The sequence below is a fragment of the Nocardia sp. NPDC052254 genome, assembly GCF_040679495.1.
GTDB lineage: Bacteria > Actinomycetota > Actinomycetes > Mycobacteriales > Mycobacteriaceae > Nocardia.
In genome coordinates, this window is the sequence record NZ_JBFAUW010000002.1 from 189,052 (window position 1) to 207,970 (window position 18,919).

Consider the following 18,919-nt stretch of genomic DNA (forward strand, 5'->3'; position numbering starts at 1 on the left):
CGACGACCAGCTGCGCGATTGTCGGCCATCAGTGCTCCTGTGGTGTCGAAGAAGCTGTGGTCGGTGCGCCGGGCGCGGCAACCGTGCGCCCGGCGCACCGACCACTTCACCAGCGGCTTCCACTCCGGACGAGGGTTTGAATCGGCCGGATCGGATCGCAGGTCACCGGGGCGCTACCGCGCCGGGGCGACTGCCGCGTAGTTCGATCGCTGGAACCGGCCCGCGGGCTCGAACCGGCCCAGCAGTTCCTCGGCGTCACCGCCGGTGATGGCGCCGATCAGGCCGTCGGCCGCGGCCAGATCGCCGATCCCGACCAGCGGCTGCGGCTGGTGCAGCGTGCTGACCAGCGCCGAGGCCACGCCCTGGTCGACGGCCGCGGCGGCGAAGAACCGATCGGTGATCTCGGCCAGCTCGGGATCCTTCAGGAACAGGCGGGTGACCTTGGCCGCGGCATCCGAGCGCGCGGCCAGGAAATCCGCGTACTGCTGTTCGATCCAGGCGGCGTCGAACGGACCGTCGTGCGCCGCCGCGGCATCGACCAGCCGCTGCGCCTGGATGATCCCGCTCTGCGCGCCCTGACCGGCGATCGGATCGTAGGCGACCGCGGTATCGCCCAGCGCCGCCACGGCATGTCCGCCCACGGTGAGACCCACGCCCTTGCGCACCACCGGGCGCACCGCGCCCTTGAGCCAGGAGTGCGGGTCCTGCCCGATCACCCGGGTGGCGAGCACTTCCGGCAGATCCCAGTCGATGTAGTCGCGGTAGAGCTCGGTCACCACGCGATGTGCCGATTCCGCGGAATCCGCCTCGGCGAAACGCTTCTCCCAGTCACTGCCGGGCCGCGCCCATCCCAGGAACGCCCAGCTCGGCCCCGCGTCCTTGTGCAGATACGGGCCCCACCAGGCCTCACCCTGATCGGCGAAGATGGAGAACCCACTGTGCTTGCCACCGGAACCGCTCCGATGCGCGAAAACATCCTCGCCATAACCCAATCCGGTCACGGTGACCGTCAGCAGACGGCGCTGCGGTTCGTCGTACACGGTGCGGTCGGTATCGATCGGGAACAGATCCGACAGGCCGCCGCGTCCGGTCGCCACCAGCACCAGATCGTTGTCGGCGGCGAGGGTGTCGAGACGCTCGGGTGTCACCGCCTCGACCACGAAGTCGCCGCCGCGCTCGAGGAAGGTGGTCAGCCGCTCGTCCACCTTCAACCGGGTGTCGACGGCCAGGCCGACGAAACCGTCGAAATGACCGTCGAATCCGATCAATTCGGGGTGTTCGGGCCCCGGCCCGGCGATGCGCACACTCAAACCCGTGTGATTCGGCGCCCGGTCCACATAGGTGTCCAGGCCGAGTGCGGCCTCGGCGGCCTGAGCCTCACCGAAGATCAGCGCGGTGCCGGTGGCCGGAATATCGTCGCGCAGGCCACGCTGGTCACGATCGCTGTAGATCGTGACGGCGAAACCCGCTCGTTGCAGTCCGAGTGCGGCGGCGACACCGGCGAGGCCGGCACCGACGATGGCGGCGGTACGATTCGTATTCTGGGTGGTCATACCGAAATAGTGCGCCTGCCAACGGCTTTCGTTGACAGTTGCGATCACCCGGAATCGATGTCGGCCGCCGGGCGTGTCAGGGGGTACCCACCACCGGTCGCACGCGCTCCTCCGGCAACGCGGTCGATCCCGTCCCGCCGAGCCGGTAGCTCGCACCACGATGCTCGTCCGGCAGCCGGTCCCCGGCCCCGAACAGCGCATTGCGCAGTGTGCCGGGCACGTACTCGCGCGGATAGGCGCCGCGCGCGGTCAGCTCCGGAATCACATGCTCCACCACATCTTCGAAAGTGCCCGGAGTGATCGCGTAGGCGACGTTGTAACCGTCGATATCGGTGTCGTCGACCCACTCCTGCAGCCGATCCGCGATCGTCGCGCCCGAACCCACGAAAACCGGTCCCATACCGCCGATTCCGGCCCAGGCGGCGATATCGCGCACGGTCCACTCGCGGCCGTCGTCGTCGAATTCCTGGAACGCGGCCACCGCCGAGAGAATGGCATTGCTCCGCACATCGCCGATCGGAGCGTCCAGGTCGTACTGCGACAGGTCGATACCCATCCAGCCGGACATGAACACCAGCCCGCCCTCGACACTGGCGTAGGAGCGGTACTCGTCGTATTTGCGGCGGGCGGCCTCGTCGGTCGCGTCGGTGATGATGGTGGCCAGGGCGTAGATCCGGGCGGCATACCGATCCCGCCCCGCTGCCTCGAGTGCGTCGCGGACCCGGGTGACCGTCTGCGCGAGTACCCGTTTGGACGGCGCCGCGACGAAGATGGCCTCCGCATTGCCCGCCGCGAACGCGATACCGCGCGGTGAGGCGCCCGCCTGATAGATCACCGGTGTCCGCTGAGGCGACGGCTCGGACAGATGGATACCGGGCACGCTGAAATGCGCACCGGAATGTCCGATGTGATGGACCTTCGACGGGTCCACATACACTCCCCGATCGCGGTCGCGGACCACCGCGTCGTCCTCCCACGAACCCTCCCAGAGTTTGTAGAGCACCTCGAGGTATTCGTCGGCCTGGTTGTAGCGTTCGTCGTGGTCCAGGTGTTCGGCGTCGCCCATGTTCGCCGCGGCCGAGGGCAGATAGCCGGTCACCACGTTCCAGCCCAACCGCCCGTTGGTCAGGTGGTCGAGGGTGGACAGGCGGCGCGCGAACGGGAAGGGATGTTCGAAACCGGTGCCGGTGGTGACCCCGAAACCGAGATGTTCGGTGACGGCGGCCATCGCCGAGACCAGCAACAGCGGATCGGCGACCGGGACCTGCGCGCCCTGGCGCAGCGCGGCGGTGTCGTCACCGCCGTACACGTCGTAGATGCCCAGTACATCGGCGATGAAGATGCCGTCGAAGCGACCGCGTTCGAGCAGCTTCGCCAGCTCGGTCCAGTAGCCGATCTCCTTGTAGCGATGCGACTGGTCCGCGGGATGGCGCCACAGGCCCGGAGATTGGTGCGCAACGCAATTCATGTCGAATGCGTTGAGCCGGATGCGGCGGGTCACCGCTGTGCCTGCCGGCTGCCCGCGCTCCAGGCGAACGGGAGCGGTGCGCCGTTGAGCAGATGATCGCCGATCGCGCGGGCCTTCTGGATGGCCGGATTGTGCACCGAGATGGTGCGGGCATTGCGCCAATGCCGGTCCAGCCGAAGATCTTCGGAGGTGATGGACGCACCGCCCACTTCGAACAGGTCGGTGGTCGCGGTCAGCACGGTGTCGATCACGGCGAGTTGTGCCTGGGCCGCGGCCAATTCGACCGCGTCGAGGGCGGCCTCGTCGGACGCGCCCGCATCCAGTACCTCGTCGAGCAGGTCTGCCACGGTCAAGACCGACGACCGCGCACTGAACGCGGCAGCCGATAGTTTCCCGATCACCTGCTGCACCAAGGGATCCCGGCGCGGCAGATCGGCCGCCGAGTGGGTATAGCTGCGGGTGCGCTGGGCAACCCACTCCCGGACATCGGATTCCGCGCGCTGGGCGATTCCGGCCAGCACCGCCAGCTGGACGAGCTGCAGATACGAGGTGGCGTAGGTGGCCCCCGGACCGCCGTATCCGGGGCCGAGGATGCGGTCCGCGGACACCTCCACATCGGTGAATTCCGTTGTACCACTGGCGGTGAGCCGCTGTCCGAAGCCGTCCCAGTCGTCACTGCGGCGCACACCGGTGGCGGTGGCGTCGACGAGTACCGACAGGCGTTCACCGTCGCGATCGGCCGCGACCAGGATGTGGTCGGCGTACAACGATCCGGTGCTGTAGTACTTGGTGCCGTTGAGCAGCCAGCCGTCTCCCCTGGGCGTCAGCCGAGTGCGATAACGGTCGACGGCGCCCACCCCCGGTTCGGTGATCGCGTTACCCACCAGCGCACCCGCCCCCGCGGCCCGCAACCAGTGTTCCCGCGCGGGACCGGGGTCGGCGAGCAGCTGATCCTCGACGAAGGAGAAGTGCACCCGCAGGGCCTGCGGCAGATTCGATTCCGCGGCGGCCAGGTCGATCAGCAATCGGAACAGCTGGCGCACGCTGACGCCGAAGCCCCCGTATTCGGCCGGGACGCGCAGTGCGCCGAATCCCGCCTGCCGCAACCATTCGACTTCCTCGTAGGCGATCCTGCGGTCGATCTCGCGCGTGACCGCTCCCGGGGCGATACGGTCGAAGACCGGACGGAAGATGTCGTCGAGATCGCGATCGGAGATCCGCTGGGATGCTGAGGAGACCATGCCCCGACGATGACGCGACTTCGGTCTCCGCTCACCGGTTACACGCAGCGAGATCGTAACTGCGGGCCGAAGCCCGCCACCGATCGCACAGAATGGAGCCACGATTGTCCCCGCGTACGAACCGAGCCGCCCGCCGACGATCCGTGACTCGGCACATCGGCCTGGTGATGGTCGCCACCGCGGCCGTGGTACCACTGGACGCCTGCACCCAGGACCGGTCCGCCGACACCGCCGCCACCTCGGCCGTCCCAGCCATACCGGAGCAGTTCGGCACCCAGACCCAGGACGAACTGCACACTCTCGAAACAGGATTCGGCGGCCGGATCGGCGTCTACGCGATCGACACCGGCACCGGGCGCACGCGTGGCTACCGGGCCGACGAACGCTTCCCGTTCGCATCGACCTACAAGGTGCTGGCGGCGGGAGCGGTGCTGGACCAGGTGCCTCAGGAGGCGCTCGACGGCAGGATCCACTACTCCCGCGACCAATTGGTCGCGCATTCGCCGATCACCGAACAGCACGTCGACGACGGTATGACGGTGCGCGAGATTCTCGATGCCGCAGTGCGATACAGCGACAACACGGCCGGCAATCTGCTGTTCTCCACCGTCGGCGGCCCGAAGTGGCTGCAGGAGCGTCTGCGCGGCATCGGTGACGAGGTCACGTCGATGGATCGGATCGAGCCCGACCTCAACCAGACGACACCCGGCGACATCCGGGACACCAGCACGCCACGAGCACTCGGTACGGACCTGCGCCACTTCGCCTTGGATACCTCTGTCACACAGGAGAACCGCAGAATCCTGGTCGGGCTGCTCCGCGCGAACACCACCGGGGACACGCTGATCCGGTCGATCGCACCCGCGGGCTGGGATGTCGGTGACAAGTCGGGCAGTGGTTCCTACGGCACTCGCAACGACATCGCGGTGCTGTGGCCGCCCGGGCGATCGCCGATCGTGCTCGTCGTGCTGTCCACCCGGGATCGGCCGGATGCCGAGTACGACGATGCCACGGTCGCGCAGGCGGCCTCGATCGCCGTGATCGAGATGTTCGGCACGCCCGTCCGGCGCTGAGACGGCCACGGGGCGGGTAGCCCGGTCGGTGTCGATCGACCGGGATACCCGCCCCGATTCCGCTCTCCCCTACTTGGCCGGAGCCGGCGGGTTGAACGGGGCATTGTTGGTGGTGAAGTACTGGATGGCCGCGATCACCGCGACCGGGGCGGTGACCAGCAGCTGACCGGCCAGCGTGCCCAGCGCCCCCACCGCGACGATGCCGCCCAAGCAGCCGACCAGGGCCGCGGGCAGGAAGCCGCCGAACAGGCCGACGATGGCGGCCGCGGCGACGGTCGCGCCGGCGATACCACCGAGCAGGCAGCCCACCGCACCACCGGTCAATCCGCCGACCAATGTGCCGACCGTCGCGCCCGCGGTGAGTGTGCTGGTGAGCCGGGTCCACGCGGCCTGTTCACGGTCGTAGGGCGTCTTCCACGGCGCACTGTCCTGATAGGGCAGATCCACCGGCTTGTACAACGCATGCGCCAGATCGAATTGCGGTGTCAACGTCGCATTCCGCCCCGAGATATCGGCGGCGATCGGAAATTCGAAATCGTCGACCCGGAACGTCAATTCCGTTCCGGCCACTGTCGTTCCGTCACCCGCCTTGATGCGGAAGACGCCATTCTCCGCATCCAGAGATCCCGCGTCGGTCGAAATGATCGTGGACTTCTCCGTCGTTGTCGCGCGGTAGTTCACCGCATCCGATTCCGCACCAGGATCGGCCTGTACTGTCCCGGCGGTCACGGTCAGCGCCGTGACCGCCGTTGCCGTGGCTACGGCAAAATTCCTCATCTTCACTGCTCTGTCCCTCATCGTCGGCTGCTGTAACTGCCTCGACCAGGATGTGCGGTGAACGAGGACGCAACGAGGTTAATAACCAGTTGGATTCGAATAGGTGAACTTCATGGTCGAATAGAATCTCACAAATTAAAAAAACGCCCCCACGTTCGAAGACGTGGAGGCGTATTCAATTCGGCCTGATTATTAATTACCGTTTCAGGAGTGGACCGATATCCGGTTCACTTGGCCGAGGCGGGCGGGTTGAACGGCTCGTTGATGGTCGTGAAGTACTGCACCAGGGCGCCGATGGCGACCGGAGCGGTCACGAAGATCTGACCGGCCAGCACACCCAGGAAACCGACCGCGGCGGCACCCGCGATGCAACCACCCAGCGGACCGGCGCCGAACAGGGTCAGCAGCGCACCGGTCGCGACGGCACCGAGGGCAGCGCCCGCGACACAGCCGATCGCCGCGCCACCGAGACCACCGACCACGGTGCCGATGGTGGCGCCCGTGGCCACGGTGTCCTTCAAGCGGGTGAAGGCGGCGACCTCACGCTCGTACGGCGTCTTCCACGGCGCGCTGTCCTCGAAGGGCAGGGCGACCGGCTTGTAGACCGCGTGCTGCAGATCGAACTGCGGGGTCAAGGTCGCCGTGTTGCCCGCGATGTCGGCGGCGATCGGGAACTCGAAATCGTCCACCCGGAACTTCAATTCCGTTCCGGCAACGGTGGTTCCGTCCGCCGCCACGATCCGGAAGACGCCATTGTCGGCAACCATCGAACCGGAGTCGGTCGAGATGACCGCCCCCTTGTCGGTCGTCGAGGCGTGATAGCTCACGGACTCGGGCTCGGCGGTGGGGGCGGCGTTCACGGTCCCCGCCAGAGACCCCAGGGTGGTGGCTACCAGGGCTGTGAGTACGGCGAATTTCCTCATCTGCACTACTGAATCCTCAATTCTCCGGCTACCGGTACACCGGCAGCACAGGTTGCCGTGTCCGGCACGACACACGGCACCGGACAGTTTCAGGACATGCGATGCGAGCGAACCAGGGTAAGAACCAGCCCGATTTCAACCGGTGACTCTCCTGCTTCCGTCGGGCATCATCGAGCCGGATTGCCGGCGTGCGACAACTGCCCCCATCGGGGGCGCAGGCTACCGCATGGCGATCGCGATTTCCCGCCAGCGGGCAGTCGACACCGACCCACCCACGATTCGGCGAAGGATCTGTTCGAATGAGCTTGTCGTTCCACTGGTTTCTGCCCACCTACGGAGATTCCCGCAATCTGGTCGCAGGTGGTCACGGCACGTCGATGTCGGGCGATCGCCCAGCATCACTGCGGTACCTGAACCAGATCGCGGGCGCGGCCGAGGAGAACGGCTTCGAAGGAGTGCTGACTCCGACCGGTGCCTGGTGTGAGGATGCCTGGCTCACCACCGCCATGCTCGTGGAGACCACCGAGACGCTGAAGTTCCTGGTCGCCTTCCGCCCCGGCGTGGTGAGCCCGACGCTGGCCGCGCAGATGGCAGGTACCTTCCAGCGACATTCGCGCGGGCGGCTCCTGCTGAACGTGGTCACCGGCGGCGAACCACACGAACAGCAGGCCTACGGCGATTTCCTGGACAAGGAGCAGCGCTACGAGCGCACCGGTGAGTTCCTGCACGTGGTGCGCGAACTCTGGCGGTCCGACGAGCCGGTCACCTTCGAGGGCAAGCACATTCAGGTTCGCAACGCCCAGCTGAACAATCGCCCCGATCCGCTGCCGCCGGTGTTCTTCGGTGGTTCCTCGGCGGCCGCGGGACCGGTCGCCGCGAACTATGCCGACACCTACCTCACCTGGGGTGAGCCGCTGTTCGCGGTGAGCAAGAAGCTGGAGTGGATTCGCAAACTCGCCGTCGATCAGGGCCGCGTTCTCGACTACGGCCTGCGTATCCACGTCATCTCGCGCGATACCTCGGAGCAGGCATGGGCCGAGGCCGATCGGCTGCTCGCCGCGGTGGATCCCGCGGATGTCGAACGGGTGCAGGCGAATCTGGCCAAGAGCGAATCCGAGGGCCAGCGCCGGATGCTGGAACTGCACGGCGGCAGCACCGATCGGCTCGAGATCGCGCCGAATCTGTGGGCAGGTGTGGGACTGGTCCGCGGCGGCGCGGGCACCGCACTGGTCGGCTCGCACGAGGAGGTCGCCGAGCGACTGATCGAGTACTCCCGCCTGGGTATCAACCAGTTCATCCTGTCCGGCTATCCGCATGTGGAGGAGGCGTACTGGTTCGGCGAGGGCGTGCTGCCGATCCTCGAGCGGCGCGGACTGTGGACGCCGCCCGCACATCGCGAGAATCGCGTCGCCACCACGCCGTTCGCGACAGCGGTGGCGAGCAGCAGCTGAAATGCGTCGGGCCCGGCGAGTTGCCGGGCCCGACGCTTTCTCGATCGATCACACCCTGCTGTCCGCGATCCAGCTGCCGTGGAATCCGGCCGGCACCCGTCTGGGCAGCCGCACCGAGGCGGTGCGGGACAGATCGGTGGCGTCGAGAACCAGCAGTTCCGATCCGTGTCCGCCACGTTCGGACACGATCGTGAGCAGCCAGCCCTCGTCCTCGCCGTGCGCATCCGCCGCCGGTACGAAAACCGCCTCGCCGGGAGCGAATTCGGCGCCGGTGTCGTGCACTGTCGAACCACCTTGCCCGACATCGTATTTCACGATCGACGAGTCGCCGACGGCATACAGGAACCGGGACGGCCGTCCGGTGCGTTCCTCGTCGTGCGTGGGAAATTCGACATCGCGGTCGTCACAATACGTTTCGGAGACGATACCGTTCCTCATGTCGAGCACCCATCGATGCAGCCGGCCCGCGCCCGTTCCGCCCCCGGCGCCACCGCCACCGCCTATTCCCGACCAGATCGCGGCGAAATCCTCCGGGGCATAGCGCACCGCGTCGAGCACGATCCGGCCCTCGGCGTCCTCGAAGGCATTGCCCACATGAAAGACGTAGCAGGGATCGATGTCGAACCACCGCACCGCACCACCCGCCCGCGGCATCACACCCAGGCGGGCGGGGTAGGCCGGATCCCAGCGATAGGGCATACCGCCCACTGATTCCCGATCGAACACCACGGGCAGATCCAGCCAGACCACATGGTGCTCGGTGATCGCGAAATCGTGCATCATCGTCGGACCACCCACCTCGACCACCCGGCTCTCCACCAGCTCGCCCGTGGCGGACAGGCGGTGATAGGTCAGATACGGGGGTGCGAATCCGTAACCGAAGAACAGCAATTCGCCGGTCCGCGGATCGCGCTTGGGATGTGCGGTCATCGCGGTGGTGAGGCGGCCGCCGAAATCGATCGGCCCGACCGTGGCCAGTTCGGGAGTGAGCTCATGGGGAAGGCCACTCTCGACCAGGGCCATGATGCGATCGGCATGAGCGATCACGTGGGTATTCGCCGACACCGCGGCCCGATCGCGGGTGCCGTCCGCCCGGCGGAACTCCGCGTCGTCGGTGAACCTACTGGTCCGCACCCACCGGTTCCGGTACCACTCCGCGCGCCCGTCTCGCAGCCGCACCCCGTGGACCATGCCGTCACCGACGAACCAGTGCCCACTGGTCTGCCCGGGTTTCGGATTGGGCCCGTTGCGGAAGTAGCGGCCGCTCAGCTCGGGTGGCAGGGCACCCTCGACCGGCAGGTCGTACGCGTCGATCTCATCGGTCACCGGTGCGAACAGGCCGGTCAGCCACGGTGCGGTCGTCGAGTCGGTCATGCGATTTCCTCCAGGGTGTCGGCCGCGGCGACCGCGCGCCGCCGGGCGTATTCGGGATAGCGAGCGGTGAACAGAGCGGCCGCGCCGACGATGCCGACCTTGCAGACGACCATCGCCGCGACATTGTGCGGAGCGTTGTGCTGAACCAGGGTCAATGCCACCGCCTCACAGGTGAAGCCCACCGCCCACACCGTCGTGACCACCACATTGATCCGGATGAATGCCGGTAGCCGGGCGATGTCCGCACTCACCGACCGGCGCGCGATGCCGAGGGTGAACGGCCGCCGCAATGCCAGGCTCAGCCATGCCGTCGCGGCGAGCCACACCATGGCCAGCGCCGCGCCGTAGTCGAGCACCGGTGAATCCGGCGCGGCGAGCGCCCAGGCGGCGAAGACCGCCATGAAGCCGGCGGTGGACAGATCCAGAATGACCTCGTCGACCTGGCGCCCCGCCCGACGGTCGGCGGCGAGCAGAACCAGCGACGTGAGCAACCCGCCCAGGGCGCCGACGCGATTGTCCACTCCGCTCGCCACGGCGAGCACGATCCAGGGCAGAAAGCTGCGGGCGTAGTACTTCAACACGGTCTCGACCTCTCGTCGACCTGATGTGTCACTTTTGACATGTCGAAGTTAGAGGTTCCTACTTCAACATGTCAATAGTGAAATGTCAGAGTAGACATGTTAAGTTCGGGATATGAGCCTTCGATTCGCTGCCCTGGGACTACTGGCCGACCGCGGCCCGGCCAGCGGATACGACCTGCTGAAGATGTTCGAGATCTCACTCGGCAACGTCTGGCAGGCCACCCAGAGTCAGCTGTACGGGGAACTCGGCAAACTCACCAACGACGGGATGATCGAGGTCGTCGAGGAGGGTGCGCGCGGGCGCAAGGTGTACGCGATCACCGCGACCGGCCGGAAAGAGCTGCGGCACTGGATGATCGAGGCCGATCCCGCTCCTACGCGCCGCGACGAGACGATGCTGCGCGTATTCCTGCTCGGCACCGTCGAGCCCGAGGAGCGCCGCGCCTTCCTGCGCAAGTGCGCCACGGCCCTGAAAGGCCGGCTGGCCGAGATCGACACACTGGAAGCGAGCATCGACTGGGACGACGACGACCTGTCCCACTACGGCGCGCTGGTGATGGACTACGGCCGCGAGTTCATCGAGATGCGCGGCAACTGGTTCGAGAAGGCAGCGGACCGCATCTGATCAATCTCCGATTCACCACAAACCACGTCTACTAGCTAATGCATAGCTACACTCACGCCGACGACAGAAATCCCACATAAGGGCAGAACTACGTCTCGGAGAGGGTGCGGATCATGGCCGTTTACGACGTTGGCTACCGTTCGGCAATAGTCAGTGGCGGAGGGTCGGGAATCGGAAAGGCGGTCGCCCACGAACTCGCGCGCAGTGGTGCCGCGGTGCTGGTGTTCGATCTCGACGAAGGCAATGCGAAGTCCGTGACCGAAGAGATCCGGGCCGCGGGCGGACAGGCGGCTTCCTTCGCCGGAGACGCCTCCGATCCGGCAACCGTGCAACGTAGCGTGGCCGCCGCCCAGGAGCTCGGCCCCTTGCGTATCGCGGTCAACAATGCCGGGGTCGGCGGTGAGAGCGTGCCGATCGGTGAGTATTCGATCGACAGCTGGCGCAAAGTCCTGTCGGTGAATCTGGATGGCGTGTTCTACGCACTGCGCGAACAACTTCCGGCCGTCGCGGCGGCGGGCGGCGGGGCGATCGTGAACATGGCGTCGGTACTCGGCAGCGTCGGATTCGCGAATTCCTCCGCATATGTCACCACCAAACACGCACTGCTCGGCCTGACCAAGAACGCCGCACTCGAATACGCGACGCAGGGGGTACGGGTCACCGCCGTCGGACCGGGTTTCATCCACACCCCGCTACTGGGCGCGAATATGGATGCCGACGCCCAGGACTTCCTCGCCCAGAAACACGCGATGGGCCGATTGGGTACGCCGGAAGAGGTGGCGGGCCTGGTGGCATTCCTGGTCAGCGATGCGGCCACCTTCATCACCGGCAGCTATCACCTGGTCGACGGCGGATACGCGGCGCAGTGAGCCGCCGCGGCTATTTCGCCTCGGCCGCCTTGGCCGCGGCCTTCATCTGCTTCTTGAAGGCCCGCACCTCCAGCAGCGATTCGTTGTCGACGATATCGGCGGCGGAGCGACGCGAATTCTTCTCGGAGTAGGCCCCTGCGGCCTTTTCCCAGCCCGGCGGGCGCACCCCGAGCTGTTTACCGAGCAGCGCCACGAAGATTCGCGCCTTCTGATCCCCGTAACCCGGCAGTTCCTTCAGTCGGCGCAGCACTTCCTTACCGTCCGGATCGTCGCGGGTCCAAATCTCCGAGGTTGTGCCGTCGTAGTGCTCGACGACGTAACGGGCCAGGTCCTGGGTGCGCCGCGCCATCGAACGGCCGTAGCGGTGAATGGCCGGCGGGGTCGCGCCCAATTCCTCGAATTCCTGTGGATCGGCCTCCGCGATCCGGTGGATATCGAACCCGTTCATCCGATCGGCGATCTTCTTCGGACCGCGGAAGGCGTGTTCGAGCGGAAACTGCTGATCCAGCAACATCCCGGTCAGCAGGGCGAAATCGTCGGTCGACAGGAGGTCGTCCGCCTCCGGCTCCTGCGCCAGGCACAATTTGCGGCTCACCATGCATCGATCATGGCAGATGCGGCTAGGGTCACTGCCATGCCCGACACTTTGGCAACACCCACGGTGGAAGATATGGCGCCCACACACAGCTCCTCGGCAGACAATTCCTCACCCTCGGGGCTGAGGCCGGACCGTTTCGATCAGGCGGGCCGCGACCAACTCATCGATGTCAACGATCTGCAGGCCGCCCTGCCCGGAATTCGTGACCTTCGCAGCTGGGCGCACGACGCCCTGGCGATCGCGCCCGGCGAGAGTGCGGTCGATATCGGTTCCGGAACCGGGTCGGAGGCACTGGTATTCGCCGACCGGGTCGGACCGACCGGTGACGCGGTCGGCGTCGAACCCGATCCCAATCTGCTGGCAGCCTCGGAACGCAGTGCGGCCCAGCAGAATTCGACGGCACGGTTCGTCACCGGTGATGCCTACGGACTCCCCTTCGGCGCCGGCACCTTCGATGCCGCGCTGTGCGAGCGGGTCTTCCAGCACCTGACCGCACCGGCCCGGGCGGCCGGCGAGATCGCGCGGGTGCTGAAACCCGGCGGGCGCGTGGTGGTCATGGACAGCGACTGGGGCACCGCGCTGGTGCACCCGGGCGACCGCGGGGTGGTGCGCGAGGTCATCGAGACGCTGATCTCCAACACCACCAATCCGTTCTCCGGGCGGCGGCTGCCCGGACTGCTCACCGGGGCCGGACTGGTCGTCGACGATATCGGCTCGCACGCGCTGGTCCAGGACTCGACGGTCGGCGCGGGTGCGCTGGTGGCGCGGATCTCCGCGATGGCGGTGGCACGCGGGGCGATCACCGAGCCGCAACGGCAGGAACTGCTCGCCGAACTGGAGGCCGGGGCGCGCAGCGGTGACATCCACCTGTCGGTGACGATGTTCGCGGTACTCGCCCACAAACCGCAGTAGATTTCCGCCCCCGAACCGGGACGCCGCTCTCCGGAGCGGCGTCCCGGTTTTCTTCCTACTTCTCCAGGAGTTTCTCGGTGGCGGCCAGCAGCACGCAGGTGGCCAGCCCCTCCATCGCCTGTTCCAGATCGCCGAGCGAGGGGAAGCTCGGAGCGATGCGGATGTTCTTGTCCTCCGGGTCTTTTCCGTACGGGAAGGCCGACCCCGCCGGCGTCAGCGCGATACCCGCCGCCTTCGCCAGCGCGACCACCTGCGCGGCCGTGCCCTCGAGCACATCGAGGCTGATGAAGTAGCCGCCCTTGGGCTCGGTCCAGGAGGCGATCTTCGTCGCACCCAGGCGATCCTCGAGAATCCGCAGCACCAGTGCGAATTTCGGCTCCAGCAGCGCCCGATGCGCCTGCATGTGCCGGCGCACGCCCTCGGCATCACCGAAGAAGCGCAGATGCCGCAGCTGGTTCACCTTGTCCGGGCCGATGCTCTTCTTGGCCGCGTATTTCAGGTACCAGGTCAGATTCTCGGCAGAGGCGCCGAAGAAGCTGACACCGGAACCGGCGAAGGTGATCTTCGAGGTGGAGGCGAAAACGAAGGGCCGGTGCGGATTTCCGGCCGCGGCGGCCAGGCCGAGAACGTCGATCACCGGGGCGGCGGTATCGGTGAGCGGATGCACCGCATAGGCATTGTCCCAGAACAGCCGGAAGTCCGGGGCCGCGGTGGGCATCGAAACCAGCTCGCGCACAACCTCTTCGGAGAAGACCACACCCGTCGGGTTGGAGTAGTTTGGCACCGCCCACAGACCCTTGATCTGTGGATCGGCGGCGACCAGTTCCGCGATCGCGTGCACATCCGGGCCGTCGTGACCGATGGCGATCGGGATCATCTCCACCCCGAGGGACTCGGTGATGGCGAAGTGGCGGTCGTATCCCGGGCTGGGGCACAGGAATTTGATCGGCTCGTCGGCCCAGCGGCGCGGCGAGTCGGCGGTGCCGTGCAGCATCGCGAACACGATCACATCGTGCATCAATTCCAGGCTGGCGTTGTTGCCGGCGAGCAGATTCTCCACCGGAATCCCCAGCAGCTCACCGAAGATGGCGCGCAGTTCCGGAAGTCCGTGCAGGCCGCCGTAATTGCGGCAGTCGGTGCCGGAGCCGTCGCGGTAGTCGCCGGCGCCGGGCAGGGCCAGCAGATCGGTGGAGAGGTCGAGTTGCTCCGGGGAGGGCTTACCTCTCGTCAGATCCAGCGTGAGCTTCTCGGTCCGGAGCTTCGCGTAGTTCGCGGTCTGCGTCTCGTGTTCGGACACGAGTTCCGCATGGCTCATCAAACCGATCTGCGTTTGCCGGGGCATCCTGAGCAGCCTTTCAAGCAGCGAGGTACAGGTAGATGGATCGAGCACGTCTGGCGCCGGTCCAGCCGACCACGTTACTCGCCGAGTGCGCCTCGTGGCAGATGAGTTTCCCCCGAAATATAGGAGGACCCCGCGCACCCGGCAGAGCCCGTTGACCCTTGCTGCCTTCCGGCCCTGGGGGAGTTCACAGGATGCGCGCCGCGCGGGATCCGTCGGCCAGTGTAGTCATATCCGCGGCGATCGGGGAATCCGGGCGGCCACCTCGTGCCGTCCTTCCCATAACGCCCCGGTCACCCCCCGAGACTCGCACGCCGGAAGTCGATACCATCACCTGCAACATTCTCGAGGGGGCTTCCGCGCCAGGACCGGAGGAAAGACGTGACAGGCAGTAACCCACCGCACGGTGGGCCCGATCAACCGGGGCAGGGAAACCAGCCGAACGAAACCGTGCACTGGTGGTCGACGCCGGCCACTTCCGATCAGCCGCTCACCGGTACCGATCCGACGGTCATGGGTGGTCACCCCGGTCCCGGGCCGGTGACCGGCACCGATCCCACCGTGCTCGGCGCCGGATTCGACGCGTATCACAGCGGCGGGCAGTGGCCCCAGGCACCGCAGCCGCCGTCACAACCGGGCTATCCCCAGCAGCCCCCGCCGCAGCAGCAGTACGCGCCGCATTACGCGCCGCAGCAACCGGGTTATCCGCAGCCGCCGCGAAAGAACAACACACCGCTGATCATCGGCGGTGTCGTCGGTCTGATCGTCGTGATCGGCATCGTGATCGGAGTGGTCGCGCTGAGCGGTGACGACAGTGGTGGCGGCGGCACCACCGCCAAGAAGGACGGCGTCGACGGCAACTACTCGATGGCCAACATCACCAATGCCTGCTCGCTGGTCGATGCGACGGTCCTGAGCAAGTGGGCCCCCACCGCCAAGACACCCGAGCACACCGAACGCGCACCCGAAGCCAGCTACGGCGGTGGCAATCTGTCCTGCCGCGCAAGCTACGACGGGGCCGGCAAGTACGGCAGCAACGGGTCCGACCTCGACTTCGAGGCCGATTTCAAGAGCAAGTACGGCGACCCCGATTACAACTCCTGGAAGAACTCCGACACCAAGACCACCGGTAGCGGACGCACCTCCGGCGATATCGCGGGCATCGGCACCTCCGCCTACTACGCGGCCTATCAACAGGACTACTCGAGCTTCGTCACCCTCGACTACACCTGCGCGACGCTGGACTCCAACGTCTCGGCCAAGGTCGAGTTGCGGATCCAGTCCGACAAGACGATCAGCACCGACGATGTCGGCACCACCTGCAAGGACCAGTTGAAGAAAGCCCTGGCAGGGATGCGGAAATAGGACCGTTTTCCGTTCTTCGGGGTCTACCCGGTATATTGCTCTGCGGAGGATTCGCCTAGTGGCCTATGGCGCTCGCCTGGAACGCGGGTTGGGTTAACGCCCTCAGGGGTTCAAATCCCCTATCCTCCGCCAACGGGAACGCCCGCCACCGATTCGGTGGCGGGCGTTTTCGCGTATCGGGACGGGTTCTCGCCCGCTTCCGATCGCGGATCGTCGCTGTCCGCTATTGCTCCTAGCCTGCCGGAATGGCAACGGCTGCAGAGGAGAACAGCATGGATTTCGTTTCGATCCGCATCATCACCGCCGACGTGGCGCGCCTCGTCGAGTTCTACGAGCGGGCCACCGGTACGCGAGCGGTGTGGGCCACCGAGGAATTCGCCGAGATCGAGATGCCCACCGCCACGCTCGCCATCGCGGGCGCTCGCACCGTCGGGTTGTTCGCTCCGGGATCGGCCCGGCCGGCGGACAACCAGAGTGTGATCACCGAATTCCTCGTCGACGACGTGGACCTCGTACACCGGAATCTGCGCGAGTTCGTCGGCGAGTTCGTCACCGAGCCCACCACGATGCCCTGGGGCAATCGGTCGCTGCTGCTGCGTGACCCCGACGGCAATCTCGTCAACTTCTTCACGCCCGTCACTCCGGCGGCCGTCGAGAAATTCGCCCGGCGGACGACACGGCGGCTGGTGTCGGAGGGCTGAGACCTCGACGGTCGGCAACCGCCGCGGACAATCGCCTTTTCCGTCGGTCAGCCGTTGGCGGCGGCCATGGCACCGGGTTCGTAGGCGCCGCCGCGCATGTGGGTGATGACGCCGAGGCGATTGGCGGCGTTCGTCAGCGCGACGAGCGAGACCAGGGCGGAACTCTGTTCCTGGTCGTAGTGCTCGCGGACCCGGGCCCAGGTGTCGTCGGAGACGCCGGGCTGGGCGTCGGCGATCCGGGTGCCTTCCTCGGCCAGGGCCAGGGCAGCGCGCTCGGCCTCGGTGAACACGATGGCCTCGCGCCAGGCGGCGACGAGCGCCAGGCGCACCGGGGTTTCACCGGCGGCGGCCGCTTCCTTGGTGTGCAGGTCGATACACCAGCCACAGCCGTTGATCTGACTGATGCGCAATGCGACCAGTTCTGTTGTCGCGGCGGGCAATCCCGTCTGGAAGATCAGCATGGCGGCATTGCCGAAGCGCTTGCCGAACTTGACGCCGAATTCGTCGGTGGTGAGGTCGATACGGGGTTCCATGATCCATCCTCGGTAGTCACTTGCTGGATGCACACCAGACGCGTCCGGAACGATGCCCGTGACAGACTTATGCTGTGGTTCAGATCACCGACGGTGACTGTCACAGGGCCGGGCCGCCGAGCGTCTGGTGATGTGCCGGAGTCGACGTCGAGGAGCAACCCATGAGCGAGCAAACAGAGGACGCCACCGCGGCGTTCGTCACCCACCGCAATCTGCTGTTCACCGTCGCCTACGAAATGCTCGGCTCGGCCGCCGACGCGGAGGATGTACTGCAGGAGACCTGGCTGCGCTGGGTGGACGTCGATCTCGACGAGATCCGCGACCAGCGCGCGTACCTGGTGCGCATCACCACCCGGCAGGCGCTGACCCGGTTGCGCACCCTCGGCCGCCGCAAGGAGTCCTATGTCGGCCCCTGGCTGCCCGAACCCCTGCTGACGACGCCGGATGTCGCCGAAGACGTCGAGCTGGCCGACAGTGTCTCGACCGCGATGCTGCTGGTGCTGGAGACCCTCACGCCGACCGAGCGCGCGGTGTTCGTGCTGCGCGAGGTGTTCGATCTGGACTACGACGAGATCGCCGCGGCGGTGGACAAGACGCCCGCCGCGGTGCGTCAGATCGCGCACCGCGCCCGGGGCCATGTCGCCGCGCGCCGGCCGCGCGAGGTGGTGTCGGCGCAGGAGTCACAGCGGGCGATCGAGGCGTTCCGGCGGGCCATCGAAACCGGCGATCTGCAGCATCTGGTCGACATGCTGGCCCCGGACGTGGTCCTGCTCGGTGACGGCGGCGGCCTGGTCCAGGCGGTGACGCGGCCGATCGCGGGCGCCGAGCAGGTGGCCCGGGTCCTGAAGGTCGGACTGCCGCGCCTGCGCACCCTCGCCGCGTTGGAGTCCGCCCAGATCAACGGCCGCCCGGCACTGATCGTCCGGATCGACGGGAAGATCGACGACGTCCTGACGGTGCGTGTCGACGACGGCCTGATCACGGGCCTGTACGTGGTGCGCAACCCGGAGAAGCTCTCGCGCGTCGAGCAGGAGATCGCGGTCACCCGCTGAGGCGAGGATTCCACCGCGAGGCCCGGTTGCCGAAACAGGTTCGGCGGCACCGAACTCGGGGTTCCCGCCACCGCCACGCCGACGTACGACGACACGCAAACCGACTCCTCGCGCACGAGCTATCTGTCGGCACTCTGGTTTATGATCGAACACATGTTCGAACACTGGCCGGAGAGAGGAGAGCACGCCCTGCACCGGGTCGTGGCCCCACCCATGCCGGTATTGGTCGATATCGCGGCGGCGATCCCGACACATCCACCGGCCGGGCGCGATGCGGCAGGCGGGGTCCTGGCCGGCGGACTGGATATGACCGGGCGAATTCCGGGACGGCTACACGCCTGGGCGCGGGCCGGCGACGGAACCTGGCTGGGGTTGGTGGAATTCGAGCTGACCACGGGGAACGGTCGCAGCCGCCTGCCGATGACACAGTGGTGTCCGGCCCATGCCCTCATCATGCGCGGCGGATGCGGGCCGCCCGGTTGAG

The 18,919-nt window shown here is 66.7% G+C and carries 19 protein-coding genes, 1 tRNA gene and 1 other RNA gene; 10 read left to right on the forward strand and 11 right to left on the reverse strand.

Going from position 1 to position 18,919, the window contains the following annotated elements; all coding sequences use genetic code 11:
* Positions 1 to 173 precede the first annotated feature (173 nt).
* The 3 genes from AB0L57_RS05830 to AB0L57_RS05840 form a co-directional block, all read right to left on the reverse strand.
* Positions 174 to 1,553 carry a styrene monooxygenase/indole monooxygenase family protein gene (locus tag AB0L57_RS05830; RefSeq protein WP_364957818.1) on the reverse strand — a complete coding sequence of 460 codons (1,380 nt, stop codon included), beginning with the start codon at positions 1,551 to 1,553 and terminating at the stop codon, positions 174 to 176.
* Positions 1,554 to 1,629: 76 nt separating this feature from the next.
* Positions 1,630 to 3,054 (reverse strand): LLM class flavin-dependent oxidoreductase, encoded by a 1,425-nt coding sequence (locus tag AB0L57_RS05835; protein WP_364957821.1) that lies wholly within the window; start codon positions 3,052 to 3,054, stop codon positions 1,630 to 1,632.
* Positions 3,051 to 4,262 (reverse strand): acyl-CoA dehydrogenase family protein, encoded by a 1,212-nt coding sequence (locus AB0L57_RS05840; RefSeq protein ID WP_364957825.1) that lies wholly within the window; start codon positions 4,260 to 4,262, stop codon positions 3,051 to 3,053. The genes AB0L57_RS05835 and AB0L57_RS05840 overlap by 4 nt, the downstream gene beginning before the upstream one ends.
* A gap of 143 nt (positions 4,263 to 4,405) precedes the next feature.
* Between AB0L57_RS05840 and bla the strand changes: the two genes are divergently transcribed.
* Entirely contained in the window at positions 4,406 to 5,335 is a 930-nt protein-coding gene (gene bla / locus AB0L57_RS05845) for a class A beta-lactamase (RefSeq protein ID WP_364957828.1), read from the forward strand.
* A gap of 69 nt (positions 5,336 to 5,404) precedes the next feature.
* On the opposite strand, the gene AB0L57_RS05850 is transcribed toward bla, so the two are convergent.
* Complete coding sequence (locus AB0L57_RS05850; protein WP_364957831.1) at positions 5,405 to 6,118, reverse strand: hypothetical protein; 714 nt, start codon at positions 6,116 to 6,118, stop codon at positions 5,405 to 5,407.
* A gap of 221 nt (positions 6,119 to 6,339) precedes the next feature.
* Positions 6,340 to 7,041, reverse strand: coding sequence for a hypothetical protein (locus AB0L57_RS05855; RefSeq protein ID WP_364957834.1), 702 nt, complete (start codon positions 7,039 to 7,041; stop codon positions 6,340 to 6,342).
* Positions 7,042 to 7,334: 293 nt separating this feature from the next.
* Here AB0L57_RS05855 and AB0L57_RS05860 point away from each other — a divergent pair, with 293 nt between their 5' ends.
* Positions 7,335 to 8,486, forward strand: a complete 1,152-nt coding sequence (locus tag AB0L57_RS05860) for an LLM class flavin-dependent oxidoreductase (RefSeq protein WP_364957837.1) — start codon at positions 7,335 to 7,337, stop codon at positions 8,484 to 8,486.
* A 48-nt stretch (positions 8,487 to 8,534) separates the two neighbouring features.
* Here AB0L57_RS05860 and AB0L57_RS05865 read toward each other — a convergent pair whose 3' ends face one another.
* Together AB0L57_RS05865 and AB0L57_RS05870 are read right to left on the reverse strand one after the other, a co-directional pair.
* Positions 8,535 to 9,860, reverse strand: coding sequence for a carotenoid oxygenase family protein (locus AB0L57_RS05865; RefSeq protein WP_364957840.1), 1,326 nt, complete (start codon positions 9,858 to 9,860; stop codon positions 8,535 to 8,537).
* Complete coding sequence (locus AB0L57_RS05870) at positions 9,857 to 10,441, reverse strand: hypothetical protein (RefSeq protein ID WP_364957843.1); 585 nt, start codon at positions 10,439 to 10,441, stop codon at positions 9,857 to 9,859. Before AB0L57_RS05870 ends, AB0L57_RS05865 begins: the two co-directional genes overlap by 4 nt.
* A gap of 112 nt (positions 10,442 to 10,553) precedes the next feature.
* Here AB0L57_RS05870 and AB0L57_RS05875 point away from each other — a divergent pair, with 112 nt between their 5' ends.
* Both AB0L57_RS05875 and AB0L57_RS05880 read left to right on the forward strand, forming a co-directional pair.
* On the forward strand, positions 10,554 to 11,066 hold the full coding sequence (locus AB0L57_RS05875) for a PadR family transcriptional regulator (protein WP_364957846.1): 513 nt from the start codon (positions 10,554 to 10,556) through the stop codon (positions 11,064 to 11,066).
* Positions 11,067 to 11,179: 113 nt separating this feature from the next.
* Positions 11,180 to 11,935, forward strand: coding sequence for an SDR family oxidoreductase (locus AB0L57_RS05880; protein ID WP_364957848.1), 756 nt, complete (start codon positions 11,180 to 11,182; stop codon positions 11,933 to 11,935).
* A 10-nt stretch (positions 11,936 to 11,945) separates the two neighbouring features.
* Here AB0L57_RS05880 and AB0L57_RS05885 read toward each other — a convergent pair whose 3' ends face one another.
* Entirely contained in the window at positions 11,946 to 12,533 is a 588-nt protein-coding gene (locus AB0L57_RS05885) for an HhH-GPD-type base excision DNA repair protein (protein WP_364957851.1), read from the reverse strand.
* A gap of 72 nt (positions 12,534 to 12,605) precedes the next feature.
* Between AB0L57_RS05885 and AB0L57_RS05890 the strand changes: the two genes are divergently transcribed.
* On the forward strand, positions 12,606 to 13,445 hold the full coding sequence (locus AB0L57_RS05890) for a methyltransferase domain-containing protein (protein WP_364959260.1): 840 nt from the start codon (positions 12,606 to 12,608) through the stop codon (positions 13,443 to 13,445).
* A gap of 55 nt (positions 13,446 to 13,500) precedes the next feature.
* Here the strand turns inward: AB0L57_RS05890 and AB0L57_RS05895 are convergent, their stop codons facing one another.
* Both AB0L57_RS05895 and ffs read right to left on the reverse strand, forming a co-directional pair.
* Entirely contained in the window at positions 13,501 to 14,787 is a 1,287-nt protein-coding gene (locus tag AB0L57_RS05895; RefSeq protein ID WP_364957855.1) for an aminotransferase class I/II-fold pyridoxal phosphate-dependent enzyme, read from the reverse strand.
* 119 nt (positions 14,788 to 14,906) lie between these two features.
* Positions 14,907 to 15,001: signal recognition particle sRNA small type (gene ffs, locus AB0L57_RS05900), an RNA gene on the reverse strand.
* A gap of 164 nt (positions 15,002 to 15,165) precedes the next feature.
* Here ffs and AB0L57_RS05905 point away from each other — a divergent pair.
* The 3 genes from AB0L57_RS05905 (at position 15,166) to AB0L57_RS05915 (ending at position 16,850) form a co-directional block, all read left to right on the forward strand.
* Positions 15,166 to 16,149, forward strand: coding sequence for a hypothetical protein (locus AB0L57_RS05905; RefSeq protein WP_364957858.1), 984 nt, complete (start codon positions 15,166 to 15,168; stop codon positions 16,147 to 16,149).
* A 44-nt stretch (positions 16,150 to 16,193) separates the two neighbouring features.
* A tRNA-Ser gene (locus AB0L57_RS05910) sits at positions 16,194 to 16,281 on the forward strand.
* 140 nt (positions 16,282 to 16,421) lie between these two features.
* Positions 16,422 to 16,850, forward strand: coding sequence for a VOC family protein (locus tag AB0L57_RS05915; protein ID WP_364959262.1), 429 nt, complete (start codon positions 16,422 to 16,424; stop codon positions 16,848 to 16,850).
* Positions 16,851 to 16,897: 47 nt separating this feature from the next.
* On the opposite strand, the gene AB0L57_RS05920 is transcribed toward AB0L57_RS05915, so the two are convergent.
* Positions 16,898 to 17,383 carry a carboxymuconolactone decarboxylase family protein gene (locus AB0L57_RS05920; protein ID WP_364957861.1) on the reverse strand — a complete coding sequence of 162 codons (486 nt, stop codon included), beginning with the start codon at positions 17,381 to 17,383 and terminating at the stop codon, positions 16,898 to 16,900.
* A gap of 161 nt (positions 17,384 to 17,544) precedes the next feature.
* Between AB0L57_RS05920 and AB0L57_RS05925 the strand changes: the two genes are divergently transcribed.
* Both AB0L57_RS05925 and AB0L57_RS05930 read left to right on the forward strand, forming a co-directional pair.
* Entirely contained in the window at positions 17,545 to 18,435 is an 891-nt protein-coding gene (locus AB0L57_RS05925; protein ID WP_364957864.1) for an RNA polymerase sigma-70 factor, read from the forward strand.
* A gap of 153 nt (positions 18,436 to 18,588) precedes the next feature.
* Positions 18,589 to 18,918: a hypothetical protein gene (locus tag AB0L57_RS05930; protein WP_364957867.1), complete on the forward strand. Its 330-nt coding sequence runs from the start codon at positions 18,589 to 18,591 to the stop codon at positions 18,916 to 18,918.
* The last annotated feature ends 1 nt before the right edge of the window (position 18,919 follow it).